The organism is Caldanaerobacter subterraneus, from assembly GCF_004345675.1.
GTDB classification, from domain to species: Bacteria; Bacillota; Thermoanaerobacteria; order Thermoanaerobacterales; family Thermoanaerobacteraceae; genus Thermoanaerobacter; species Thermoanaerobacter subterraneus.
Genome location: NZ_SLWU01000024.1, coordinates 22,892 through 36,591, shown reverse-complemented (window position 1 = coordinate 36,591; position 13,700 = coordinate 22,892). Strand labels below are relative to the sequence as shown.

10 protein-coding genes are annotated in these 13,700 nt (G+C 33.3%); 9 read left to right on the top strand and 1 reads right to left on the bottom strand.

The window, feature by feature from the left end:
- The first annotated feature begins 130 nt into the window (after nucleotides 1-130).
- The 7 genes from EV203_RS13435 (at nucleotide 131) to EV203_RS10395 (ending at nucleotide 11,166) form a co-directional block, all read left to right on the top strand.
- The gene (locus EV203_RS13435; protein ID WP_165911609.1) at nucleotides 131-277 is read left to right on the top strand and encodes a hypothetical protein; all 147 of its coding nucleotides are present in this window, start codon (nucleotides 131-133) and stop codon (nucleotides 275-277) included.
- Nucleotides 278-391: 114 nt separating this feature from the next.
- Nucleotides 392-1,717, top strand: coding sequence for a radical SAM/SPASM domain-containing protein (locus tag EV203_RS10420; protein WP_132040483.1), 1,326 nt, complete (start codon nucleotides 392-394; stop codon nucleotides 1,715-1,717).
- Between the two features lie 362 nt (nucleotides 1,718-2,079).
- Nucleotides 2,080-3,480 carry a S41 family peptidase gene (locus EV203_RS10415; RefSeq protein WP_132040481.1) on the top strand — a complete coding sequence of 467 codons (1,401 nt, stop codon included), beginning with the start codon at nucleotides 2,080-2,082 and terminating at the stop codon, nucleotides 3,478-3,480.
- 23 nt (nucleotides 3,481-3,503) lie between these two features.
- Nucleotides 3,504-5,153 (top strand): ABC transporter ATP-binding protein, encoded by a 1,650-nt coding sequence (locus EV203_RS10410; RefSeq protein ID WP_132040479.1) that lies wholly within the window; start codon nucleotides 3,504-3,506, stop codon nucleotides 5,151-5,153.
- 370 nt (nucleotides 5,154-5,523) lie between these two features.
- On the top strand, nucleotides 5,524-7,251 hold the full coding sequence (locus tag EV203_RS10405; protein WP_132040477.1) for an ABC transporter ATP-binding protein: 1,728 nt from the start codon (nucleotides 5,524-5,526) through the stop codon (nucleotides 7,249-7,251).
- A gap of 186 nt (nucleotides 7,252-7,437) precedes the next feature.
- Nucleotides 7,438-8,943, top strand: a complete 1,506-nt coding sequence (locus EV203_RS10400; protein ID WP_243700667.1) for an ABC transporter ATP-binding protein — start codon at nucleotides 7,438-7,440, stop codon at nucleotides 8,941-8,943.
- A 225-nt stretch (nucleotides 8,944-9,168) separates the two neighbouring features.
- On the top strand, nucleotides 9,169-11,166 hold the full coding sequence (locus tag EV203_RS10395; protein ID WP_132040475.1) for an alpha/beta hydrolase family protein: 1,998 nt from the start codon (nucleotides 9,169-9,171) through the stop codon (nucleotides 11,164-11,166).
- A 38-nt stretch (nucleotides 11,167-11,204) separates the two neighbouring features.
- Here EV203_RS10395 and EV203_RS10390 read toward each other — a convergent pair whose 3' ends face one another.
- Nucleotides 11,205-11,843, bottom strand: a complete 639-nt coding sequence (locus EV203_RS10390; RefSeq protein ID WP_009610318.1) for a DUF1614 domain-containing protein — start codon at nucleotides 11,841-11,843, stop codon at nucleotides 11,205-11,207.
- Between the two features lie 207 nt (nucleotides 11,844-12,050).
- Here EV203_RS10390 and EV203_RS10385 point away from each other — a divergent pair, with 207 nt between their 5' ends.
- Nucleotides 12,051-12,257 carry a DUF896 domain-containing protein gene (locus EV203_RS10385; protein WP_132040473.1) on the top strand — a complete coding sequence of 69 codons (207 nt, stop codon included), beginning with the start codon at nucleotides 12,051-12,053 and terminating at the stop codon, nucleotides 12,255-12,257.
- A gap of 17 nt (nucleotides 12,258-12,274) precedes the next feature.
- Nucleotides 12,275-13,696: an aspartate aminotransferase family protein gene (locus tag EV203_RS10380; RefSeq protein ID WP_009610315.1), complete on the top strand. Its 1,422-nt coding sequence runs from the start codon at nucleotides 12,275-12,277 to the stop codon at nucleotides 13,694-13,696.
- Nucleotides 13,697-13,700: the final 4 nt, after the last annotated feature.

Below are 13,700 nucleotides of genomic sequence, written 5' to 3'. Positions count from 1 at the left end.
CCTCTAAGTCATAATAGAATCCATCCATTTTTTTACACACCACCCAGAATCAATTCGGGTTGAAATTGTTTAACTTACCATATATTATATAGGTAGGAGAAGGAAAAGTAAAGGGAGGCAAGGAGGGGGCATGAAGAAAAAATTATTAATTGTTTTTTCCATAGTTACTCTTTTACTGTCTTCATGGTGTTTTAATGTGATAGGAAATGTCAAAAGTATAGGACCAATGGGAGAAAAGGATATAATAGATTGGCATTCAGTAGTTGTAGATAAGTAAAAAGATGCAAAGCCAAGATAGATTTCAAGCAGGCCAAAGGCACATCTTAAAACTTTTATGTAAAAAGTTTTTGAGATGGGCTCAGCGTAAAAATTCTTTAAGGGGAGAAAGAAAATGAAACCGTCTAGATATAACTTTTTCTTTGACTTTCCTGAAGAGCCGGAGAAAATAGTAGCTTATAATTCAAGAACAGGAGCTTTAGCCTTAATGGAAAAAAAGAATCACGACAAATATAAGAATTATATAGAAAAAGGCATTTCAATTGATGACAATAAATTAATAGAAGACTTGAAAAAAGGGCAATTTATCATAGATGACAATGTTGATGAACTCCAGTTGTTACGTTTTAATCTCTGGCGGAGTAGATTTAATGACAAAAATTTAGGTTTAACTATTGCACCTACACTAGGGTGTAATTTTGCCTGTGTATATTGTTATGAAAAGGATAGTCAGAAAAATGTATTTATGAGTGAAGAAGTACAAGATAAAATAGTTGAATATATAAAGCGGCAGATAAAGTATTTGCAGAGTGTAAATATTGTTTGGTATGGAGGAGAACTGCTGTTGGCTTTTGATATTGTTAAAGATATGTCAGAAAAAATTATAAAACTCTGTGATGAAAATGAAGTTATATATGGTGCATCTATTATAACAAACGGGTATAACTTGACAAGGGAAATAGTAGAACAATTTAAGAACTTGCGATTATCATTTATACAAATAACATTGGATGGTCCCCAGGATGTACATGATAAAAGACGTCCTTTAAAAAGTGGACAGGGAACTTTTGAAAAGATACTAGTTAACATAGAAGAAAATATTGATATAATGCCAAATATTTCTTTAAGGATAAACGTAGACAAAGAAAACGTAAACAGAGTTAATGAAATATTAGATGGGTTGGAAAGAAGAGGATTGAAAAATAAACTTAGTGTTTATTTGGGATATGTAGAACCTACAAATGATTGTTATGTACCAAATAAGTGCCTATCTATGCATGAATATTCTAAGGTTACTTATATGTTTGAAAAAGTGTTAAAAGAAAGAGGTTTTTCGAATAATTTAATGCATAAATATCCCTATTTAAAATACAATTTTTGTGGAGCAGACAGGGTAAATTCAATGGTGATAGACCCGGAGGGATACATATACAAGTGCTGGTCTGATATAGGTATGGAAGAGTATAGGGTAGGAAATATATTAAACGATACGTCCTTAATTTCTTTGAATGTTGATAAGTTCATGGAATATCTTCTTTATGACCCTACGATAGACGAGATGTGTACTGATTGCAAGCTACTGCCAATTTGTATGGGAGGATGTCCAAGGAGAAGAATAGAGAGAGTGACAGAAAGATGTGGAGATTATAAATATGTTTTAGAAGAATATTTGAAGGATATAGCAAAAGAGCTATTAGAGAAAAAGCCAGACAAGGTTTAAACCAATTTGAGTGTATATTTCAGACATTTTAATTGTGATTAGAATGTGCGCACATTCTATATAAAAATAAAAAGAAAGGGGGTAGGAGGAAATGGAATATTTAATAGAAGGATATAATTCTATGAGTAACAGTATATGTGATTGTTTTATTAAGATCTGCAACGTTGAGATACCAGAAATATGCGTATGTAGAGATAATTCAACGCTTTGTGCTTCCTATTGTGGAGATTGGACATGTTTATGTAGAGGTGGCAGTAGAATGGAACCATATATAAAATAGCAGATATAATTTTCTGGACTCGCTAGTCTAATACTATGCTATCAGACTAGCGAGCGTTATTTCCTAAATAATACGTGAGGAGATGTGGTTAGTTTTGAAGAAGGGATTATCAATCTTTGTTTTTATATCACTGTTTTTAATGGCATTTTCAACAGGATTTTTTGCTGGGATATATACTTCAAACACTCTATTTGCATCAATAGAATTAAAAGATTTAACAGAGAAAGAAAAGATAGAAGATTTTGAGTATATGTATAACATTTTAAAAGACAATTACGCACATTTTTATGAAGTAAAAAAAATGTACGGCTACGACTGGCTAGCCCATAAGGAAGAGTTTATAGAAGAGATAAAAAATACAAGGAATAACATTGAGTTTTATAATAAATTAAATGAAATTTTAGGGAAATTGCATGATGGACACCTTTATGTAGCAAGTCCCAGCTATTTTAATTACATTTTAAAATTAATTGAAGATGAAACGATGAGAGATTCTATTGAATTTAAGCCTTTTATAAAAATATTTAAAGATTCCAAGAAAAATTATGAAAAATGGAGTGAATTGCTAGGAAGTGTAAATTCCAGTTATAATAGTAGCTTTTTTGTTCAAATGAGGAGAGGACAGAAAAATATAAAAACAGAAATTTTAGAAGAGGATAAAATAGCCTATTTAAGAGTTAATTCTTTTTTGATAGATAAAGATCAGAACAGTAAAAATTATCAGGAAGAGAAAAAAGAAATATACAACTTTTTAAAAAGTATCAAAGATTATCCTTATTTAATTATAGACATTAGTGGAAATGTAGGAGGTTCTTCAGAATACTGGTTAGATGCTATAGTAGCTCCACTGATAGGAGAAAGAGGTTTGGAATATTTAAAATTAAAATATTTAGAAAATAAGGATAAAAATACATATTTTTCTTTATCGCGAAAGGGGAAATATACGAAAAAAATTTTTGAGAGGTATGTAATATTTTATGATGAAAATAAATTCAGAGAGAGTCCTATATACGATAAACTTTCAGAAGAGATGAAAAAAGATTTTACAATCTGTGAATTTAAAGAAAACCTATCTAAACAAAAAGAAAACTACATAGAAAAGTTTTTCAAATCAAATGAATATATAAATTTTAAAGGAAAGATATTTCTAATAATAGACAGAGGAACTTTTTCTGCAGCCACAGAATTTGCCAAGTTTTGTAAAGAAACAGGTTTTGCTACATTGATAGGAAGAAGTACTTCAGGAGATGGTTCACTTACTTCATATATGAGGCTTCCTAACAGTGGATTGATTGTGAGATTTGAAGCCGGCACAATTTTAAACCGAGACGGGGGTTCATTTTTTATAGAAGGTGTGAAACCAGACATAGAATTAGACGTTCCAGATACAAATGCTGGCTATCCAGAAGTAAGAGCAGAAATATTGAAGCAAAAGACAGTCGAATTGATTAAATCTTTAGGAAAAGAAAAAAGCAATTTCTAAAAAATACAAGAGAGTTGATCAATATGAAAATATTTAACTTTGTTAAAAAATTCATATTTAAGTACAAAAGCTCCCTGATAGTATTTCTATTTTTTAGTATCATTGGATGGCTCATGTCAATTATAGTACCTTACATTACAGGTAATTATATTGACCTTCTATTGCAGAGTAAAGATTTTAAAGTAATTTATGATTTTACAGCAAAGATAGTATTAATTGGAATAATCACTATAATTAGTTCTTTTGTAATGAACTACACCTATGTTAAAATTCAGACCAAATCAATGACAGACTTAAACTTTTACGTATTGGACCATGTAACTAAATTGCCTATTCTTTACTTTAAAGGGGTAGACAGTGCATATCTAAATCAAAGAATAAACTTTGACAGCAATACTGTAGTTTCTTTTGTATTAGCCAATATGCTAGATATTCTTACTAATGCTTTAACTATTATTTTCTTGGCTTATATTTCCATGAGAATAAATGCCAAATTGACTTTAGAATTAATGGCTTTGATTCCCTTATATATATTGCTTTACTTTGTGTTTAGAAAACCTTTATATATACGAGGCTATGAATTAAAAGAAAAACAGAACGAATTTTTTTCAAAAATGAATGATAATTTGCAAAATGTAAAAGTTATAAAACTAAATGCGACTTTTAAGGAAGAAAGGGAAAGATTAAATAGCGCATTTGAAAAAATGTTTAATTCATTACTAAGATATACAAAAGTTTCTTATCTTTTTAATAGCAGCAATTCAATGGTGACTACTATTGCAAGGGTAATAATATTTTTTGTTGGCGGAATGGAAATAATAAATGGAAATTTGACAATAGGAGATTTTACGATAATTAGTAGTTATTTTTCAATGATGATAGGAAGTGTAGGATACTTTTTAAACTTAGGTAAGTCATATCAGGATGCTTTAATTTCCTATGATAGATTAAGACAAATATTGGATGAGCCCCAAGAGATAAATGGTACTATTAGATTAGAGGGTATAGAGACTATTGAACTTAGAAATGTTTCCTTTGCTTATGACAATTCTAAAAAAATTATACACGATTTCAATTATGAATTTGAAAAAGGGAAAATATACTGCATTGTAGGTGATAATGGAGCCGGCAAAAGTACTCTCATTAATGTAATTCTTGGGATTTTAGTAAATTACTATTCAGGTGAGATATATTACAATTCAATAGAAATTAAGGAACTAGACATGTATTACATAAGAAGGAAAATTATTGGAGTCACAGAACAGGAACCAAAATTAGTTAATGACACAATTATAAATAACTTAATATATGGGGTGGAGGTTTACGATTATAAAACTATTGATAAACTGCTAAAAGATTTAAATGTAGATATAGATAAATTTCATGAAGGATTGAATACAAAACTAAATGAAGCCTCCAGCAACATTTCAGGAGGAGAAAAATTAAAGATAGCGATTGCCAGGACATTTTTAAAAGATCCAGATGTCATAGTGTTAGATGAGCCCACGTCTGCCTTAGATGTTGTTAGTATTGAGAAATTAAAATCTATGCTAACAGCACTCAAGAAGGAAAAAATAATTTTAATTGTTACTCATAACCAAGAGTTTTTAAATATAGCGGATGAAGTGATAGATTTAAATAGAATTTCTAAAAAGGTGGAATATTTGGTGTAATAAGATGTCAATAAATGGCTTTTACATTTGGGTTGTAGCTGAAATTGTAACTTACAGTTACAAAATTAAAATTTTGCACTGGTGATATATGAAAAAATGAGAAAAATGAAGGGAAGTATGGATAAGTTTACCAAAATGAAATATCAGGAAAGTTTATAGACATTTTTGATATTTTACTGGGAGAGATAAGAATGTTAGGATAAAATTGAAAAAGTTGTGGCTTTATTGATGATATTGACTTTTTTGTTTGAGATTTTGAGATACTGACATATATTGCACAATTTCAGCTTGTATAAAGAACGAATTATCTTAATCTATAGGGGAAAATTTGATTTGATATTACAAATCTCATTCTATGGAGGTCGTATAAATGGAGACGATAAAGAAGTACATCTTAAAATATAAGCTTTTAATTCTGATAAACGCTATACTTATAATTTTTGTATCAGCCCTTAAAGCCCTGCAGGCAATACTTTTTAAAATAATCGTTGACACATCTGTTGGAAATTTAAATTACAGCATTTCTACGTTAATATGGTATTCAGTAGGCTTTCTGATAGCAGTATTTACAGCTGAGACCTTGTCAAAGGCAGCTTCGGCAGCTTTTAACAAGAAAGTATTGATAGACTACAAACAATCCATTATAGAAAGCTTCATAAACTCTAGAAGAAGAAAAATTACAAGTTCAGAATTGATATCTTTACTTAGCAATGATGTGAGGATGATAGAGACTAATTACCTCACCAGTTTGATTAACATTATGGAAGACGTTTTACTATTTATTGTGTCTTTATATCTAATACTTCGAATAAACGTTTATCTCACTATAGTCATTTTCATTTTTGGCTGGGTTCCAGTGATTGTGCCTCAGCTTTTCACAAAAATAAATCAGGAACTAAAGGGGCAGTACCTTAAAAAGCTTGAGAGGTTTACCAACAGGATAAAAGAGATGGCTCAGGGATTTGAAGTAATAAAAGCCTTTAACATAGAAAATAAAATTCTCAATATGGCATCAAAAGACAATAAAGATGCAGAAATGGCGGGGTATAAATCTGACGCATTTCAAGGATTTCAAGGAGCTTTATCTATCGTGTCAGGATTTGCAATGTTTTTTGTAAATATACTCGTAGCCACATATTTGGTCTTGAGAGGTTATATCACAGTAGGTTCTATGATTGCTGCTGTACAGCTTATGAACTACATAGTAAATCCTTTAATTTCTGCATCTGTATATGCTACAAAAATAAAATCTGTTGAAAAAATAGCGGATAAAATCCAAAAAGAAATAATAGAGGTAGGCAAAGAGGAAGTCTCACAGGGAGATAAATCTTTTGAATTTAGAAATTCCATAGAAATCAAAAACCTAACCTTTTCTTATGATGGCAAGAGGAATGCTTTGTCAAACATAAACATAAAGCTTGATAAGGGCAAAAAATATACGTTGGTTGGAGAAAGCGGTTGCGGGAAGACCACACTGCTTAGAGTTTTATTAAATCACATTACAGATTATGAGGGGCAAGTTCTCATTGATGGAGTAGATATAAGAGAATTTGACCCTGCCTCCTATTACAGGAAAGTTAGTATCATACAACAGGATGTCTTTATGTTTGGTGACACATTAAAGAATAACATTTGTCTGTATAGTGAATGCAGTGAAGAGGAACTCAATGAGGCATTGAAACAATCTGGTTTAATTCAGGTTGTTGAGAAACTCCCCAAAGGACTCGATACAATAGTAGGGGAAGGGGAAGTAGAACTATCGGGAGGAGAGAGACAGAGGATAGCAATTGCAAGAGCGTTAATCAAGAAAGCTGAAATACTGCTTATAGATGAAGCTACGGCGGCTTTAGACAAAGTTACGGCGAGCGATATAGAGAGGACACTTATAAATTTAGATGCGACAGTGCTTGCTGTAACCCATAAGTTAGACCCAGAGATACTTAAAAGGTATGATGAAATATTTGTAATGAGAGATGGGGAAATCATTGAAAGAGGTACATTAGATGAGCTATTAGAAAAGAGAGGGTATTTCTATTATATGTATAATTATGGGATTGATGAGAAAGAAGAGATTGAGACTGTAGAAGAAACTGTATGAAAAAGAATTTGTGTGAAATGCCAGAGAAACGAAAAAGAAAGATATTTATAGTTTAAAAGGTGCACTAATATAGGCTGTAAGAGATCTAGATTGGTGTGTTTTCTGCACAGATGAAAGATGTGCAATTGAAGAGAAGAAGAGCCAGCAGTAGTTGGATGGTTAAATAGAACAACTCGATTTCATTACATGAAAAAAACTTTGATATACCTAAAAGACAGGTTATTTAGAGCAATCATTAAAAAGGATGTGGAACATTTTAATGAAGTTAATACAGGTAAGTACATTTCAATTATTTCAAATGATGTAAAGATTGTAGAAGAGGATTATTTTAACAATTTCTTTAGGCTTTTAGGCAGTGCAGTAGGATTTGTGGCTGCATTAATTTCTCTATTTATATTAAGTTACAAAATAACTGTGATGATAATACTCATGGCAATTCTTAGTGTAATAATTCCTCGCATTTTTGATGATAAGATTGCTAAAATGAGAAACGATTATTCTGAGAGCTTAGAACTTTTTACTATAGAATCTAAAGATACTCTTACAGGACTTGAAGTGATAAAGAGCTTCGGGATAGAGGATAAAGTACATGAGAAGTTTTCAAAAGTTAATGAAGATGTGGAAGATAAAAAGCTTAAATACAGCGTACTTTTAAATACCTCTGACACCATGTCAGAAATTTTAAGTAGCTTTATTTTCCTCTCTGTATTTGCAGTAGGTTTATACTTTACCATAAAAGGAGAGATGACTTTAGGAACGATGATTGCCTGTGTACAGCTTACCAATAACATAATTATGCCAATATACAGTATGGGTCAAAATCTCAACAGGATACTCTCATTAAAGAGCATATCACAGAAGATAAATGAAGTATTACAGGAAAAGGAAGAGAGGAATGATTATATACCAGTAAAATCTTTTAACGACTCAATAGAATTTAAAAACGTATCTTTTAGCTACACAGGGGAGACAAAAGCTTTGGATAATATAAACTTTACAATCAAAAAAGGAGGAAAGTACGCATTAGTAGGGACAAGTGGAGCAGGGAAATCCACAATACTCAAGTTATTGTTAAAACAATATGAAAACTATGAAGGAGAAATAAAATTAGATGGGATAGAATTAAGAAGAATAGACAAGAAAGACTTATTCAAGATAATAACCCTATTACATCAGAATGTATTCATATTTGACGGGACAGTAAAAGACAACATAACCCTATTTAATGACAGATACACGGATGAAGAAGTAGTAAGAGCGGCGAAGATAGCAGGATTAGGGCCGTTATTAGAGAAATTGCCAGAGGGGATATTAAGTGATGTAGGAGAAGGGGGAAAACTTTTATCGGGAGGGGAAAGGCAGAGGATAGCGATAGCGAGGTCAGTAATAACAAATGCGTCAATATTGGCTCTGGATGAGGCGACAGCGGCACTGGACAATGAGACGGCGTATTTGATAGAGAAGACGATACTGGATATGGACATAACGGCGATAGTGGTGACACACAGATTGTGGGGTGAGCTACTCAAAAGGTATGACGAGATAATAGTATTAAGGGATGGAAGGATTGTGGAGAAAGGGAAATTTGACGATTTAATAGAGAAGAGAGGGTACTTTTACAGTTTATTCAACATAGAGAAACTGGATAAGGCGGATGAGCCAATAAGAGAAGAGGGAATATTTGTGGTGTAAAACAAAATCTTTTTTGATTTTATTGTTAGGTACTTAACAAAGATTTTATAACAGGCAAGGTGTGATGCCTTTAATATGAACAACTTAAAATTAGACAAAAGGTACAATTCCTTTTGTATGAAATACACAGGGCTTACTCCTTCTCAGTATAGAGACAGCCTTTAGGAGTTTTTATTTTTTTGTGCTATAATATTTTTGAAAACATTTTATTAGGGGGCGTTTTTGATGGAAAAACTTATGCTGGAGGATTTTACAAAATTTAAATTTTTATCAGGATTAAAATTTTCTCCAAGTGGTAGTCACGCAGCATTTGTGGTACATAGAATGGATGTTGAGGAGAACAAGTATTTGTCTAACATATGGGTTTTGGATACAAAGACTAAAAAATATTTTCAGCTGACTTCCTTTAATGAGGAGAGAGGATTTGTATGGCTTGACGATGATTACATACTTTTTGCAGGTAGCAGAAATCCAAAGGACAAAGAAAAGGCAGAAAGTGGAGAGGAATTTACAAAGTACTACAAGATTAATATACACGGAGGAGAAGCTGTTGAGGCTTTTGTGATACCTAAAAAGGTTACAGAGATTTTGCCTGTTGATGACGATACTTTTCTCTTGATTGCACTTTATAATGTGAATAAAAAGGATTTGGAGGGTTTGAGTGAGGAGGAGAAGAAAAAAGAGCTTGAAAGGAGAAAAGAGGAGAAAGATTACGAAGTATTTGATGAGATTCCTTTTTGGGCGAATGGCGAAGGAGTCATCAATAAAGACAGGGGAAGGCTCTATGTTTATAAATTAAGTGATAATAAATTGCAGCCTATAACAGATGAATACACTGATGTGTATTCTTTAAAGCTCAACAAAGATAAGACAAAAGCTGTGTTTATAGGAAAAAGTTATAAGGGCAAAATGCCTTTGACAAGTGATGTTTATATATACAATTTAAAGGTTGGAGAACTTAAGAAAGTGAATAAGGATTCAGATTTTTCCTATAGGTATGTGGATTTTTTAGGAGATAAGATAATATGCGCTGGAACAGATATGAAAAAATACGGTATAAATGAAAACAGCAAGTTCTACATTTTAGAGGAGTCAGGCGAAAGAAGGTGCATAACCCCTGAGCTCGATATGAGTTTAGGAAATTCTGTAAACTCTGATGTGAGGTACGGTTCAGGCTTTAGTTTTAAAGCAGAAGGAGATTATTTGTACTTCATATATACAGAGAGGTACAATGCTTATCTTAACAGGATAAATTTAGAAGGGAAAATAGAAAAAGTGATAGATAAAGATGGATCTGTGGATATGTTTGATGTATGTGGCGATAATATTTTTTTTATCGGTTTTAGAGGATTAAAGCTTTTGGAGCTTTATGAGTACAAAGATGGGCAGGAGATACAGATTACTGACTTTAATGAGTGGGTGCAGAAGGAAAAGAAACTTTCAAAGCCTGAAAGAGTAGAGGTAGAGACGAGGCCAGGGCATTTTATAGACGGCTGGGTTATAAAGCCTGTAGACTATGAAGAAGGGAAGAAGTATCCTGCAATATTAGATATACATGGTGGTCCTAAAACAGTATATGGTGAAGTGTACTTCCATGAAATGCAGTACTGGGCTTCAGAAGGGTATTTTGTGTTTTTCTGCAATCCGGTAGGAAGCGATGGCAGAGGAAACGAATTTGCTGATATAAGAGGAAAATATGGGACAATTGACTATGAAGATATAATGAAATTTACAGATTATGTGCTTGAAAATTACAAAGACATTGACCCCGAAAGAGTTGGGGTTACAGGTGGATCTTACGGTGGATTTATGACAAACTGGATAATAGGGCATACAGATAGGTTTAAGGCAGCAGTATCTCAAAGGAGCATATCAAACTGGTTTACAGAGTTTGGAACTACAGATATAGGTTATTACTTTGTGCCAGATCAGGTGGGCGGTACTCCCTGGGACAACTTTGAGAAATACTGGGACAATTCTCCGCTTAAATATGCTGATAAAGTGAAGACTCCGACATTGTTCCTGCATTCTGATGAGGATTTTAGGTGCTGGCTTGCTGAAGCTCTTCAAATGTTCACGGCCCTTAAGTACTTTGGTGTAGAGTCAAGGTTGGTGATCTGTCATGGTGAAAACCACGACCTTTCAAGGAGCGGAAAACCAAAGCACAGGATAAGAAGGCTTAAAGAGATAACTGATTGGTTTAATAAGTACCTTAAAGGATGAATAAAAGAGGCATCTTGAGTGGTTCAAGATGCCTCTTTTTATGCAAGTAGTGCAGCCACTACTCCGACTAAAAATATTCCATCAAATATCCCCGCACCACCAATACTTATGGCATAAGAGTGCAAATCTTTAAAATGAGGTATGTTTAAAAGGTCTGCTCCAATTAGTGTTCCTAAAACTCCTGAAATATATGCAACAGGTGCCGCATTGTGATAAGACAGTAAAATTGCAGAAGCAGCTGCCACAAGAGGCGGTATAAAAGCAGGAAGAGTAATGCCTACTCCAGGAACAGGCTTTGCTAGAGCTTTTGCTACAATTGTTACTATTATGGTAGCTATTATAGTCGGGAGTAGTGGTGTCCTTGGCAAAAGGTACAAACTGAGAATGACGGGGACTACAGCTCCTCCTACATTTACTGCAATTACTTGTTCTTGTACGCGGGGAGGATAGTAAAAAAGGAATGGGGAAAAATACCGTTCTTCTTCATGGACAATAATTTTTTTTCGAGATATAGGAATGTTGATTACACTTCCTATTAAAGATAAACTAAAAACAAAAACTGCCATTTGGGGAGATAATCCCAATTTTGCAAAAGAAAAAGTTGTTGCGTGTACAAAAAAACTAAATATAAAAAAAGGAAACAACAGTATTAGAAAAAATATCCAAATTAAAGGCATTTCAAGAACCTCCTTAGAATTTGCTACTATATTGTTATAATATCATAAAAGTGATGAATACATCCATTATTTTATAAAATTCTTTTGTTTTTTATCAAAAAAGAATATAATATATTTGTCAATACTTATTTTGTGTGCTCTGTGCAAAACTTTGGAGGTAAACTGTGAACATTTGGCACGAAGCGACTGTGATAAAGGGGTGATAAAATGATAACCAAAGAGATGATTGACAGGATAAATTTTTTATATCATAAATCTAAAAGTGAAGGACTTACAGAAGAGGAAAAAGAAGAACAAAGAAGATTAAGAGAAGCCTATGTTAAGGAAATTAAAGAAAGAGTGAAAAGAGAGTTAGACAATCTATTTGCTGATGCTTCTCATCATCACCATCATTGCCATCATCATGGGTACTAAGTAAGGGGGAGAGGAAAATGGATGAAAAAGTAAAAATAAAAGAGGAAATTCCGGAATACATTACTTTGGAGGAAGCTTTAACTTTAAATAAAAATCAAGTGAAGGAAAATTATAAGGAGTATATAAATTCAGTTTTTGTGTCAATGCTTTCTATGCTTCAATTTGATAAACTTTTTGTAAGAGCCAAAGGGGTTTCTGTATGGGACAGTGAAGGAAATGAGTATTATGACTTTTTAGGTGGGTATGGTGCCTTAAATTTAGGGCACAATCCTGATGAGGTAATTGAAGCAGTTGAAAAAGTGAAGGACATGCCTAACCTTTTGCAGGCTTCTATAGGGAATCTTCCAGGTGTTCTTGCTCACAACCTTGCAAGAGTTACCCCAGGAAATTTAAAGAGGAGCTTTTTTTGCAACAGCGGGGCAGAAGCAGTTGAAGGAGCTTTAAAGCTTGCCAAGATTGCATCGGGGAAGAAAAAGATAGTTTACTGCGAGAACTCTTTTCACGGAAAGTCAATGGGGGCCCTCTCTGTAACCGGTAGAAGAAAATACCAAAAATATTTTGAGCCTTTGGTGCCAGAGACTGTAGCTGTTCCCTTTGGGGATGAAAAAGCGTTGGAGGAAGCTTTAAAAGAGAAAGATGTAGCTGCTTTTATAGTTGAGCCTATTCAGGGGGAAGGTGGGGTTATTGTACCGCCTGAGGGGTATTTAAGAAAAGCAAGAGAGCTTTGTACAAAGTACGAAGCATATCTCATTGTGGATGAGATACAGACAGGTTTTGGAAGAACAGGAAAAATGTTTGCTTGTGAGCATGAGGAAGTTGTGCCAGACATAATGACTCTTGCAAAATCTCTAGGTGGAGGAGTTATGCCAATAGGGGCATATATTACCACCGATGAGATATGGCAAAAAGCCTATGGTACAATGGAAAAAGCATTACTGCATACTTCTACTTTTGGCGGTAATACCTATGCTTGTGCAGCTGCGATTGCTTCAATACAAGCTATTATAGAGAAAAAACTTCCTGAGGCTGCCAAAGAAAAGGGTGAATACTTTTTAGGTCGACTGAAAGAATTAAAAGAAAAACATCCAAAACTTATAAAAGATGTTAGGGGAAAAGGGCTTTTGATAGGAATAGAATTTAATCAGCCGGAAGGAGGGCTTTTAGATAAGCTTTCAGGAGGAGCTATTTCTAAACTTTCAAGTGAGTATATAGGCTCTTTGATTGCGGCAGAGCTACAGAACAAGCATAGAATTATAACGGCTTATACTTTAAACAATCCAAATGTTATAAGATTGGAACCGCCTTTAATTGTCACGAAAGAGCAAATTGACAAAGTGGTAGATGCTTTGGATGAAATTTTAACGCGCAATAGCAGTTTCTTGGGGATAACTGTTTCAGGTGCAAAAACAGTGTTAGGCTCTTTATTTAAAAGACAGTAAAGGA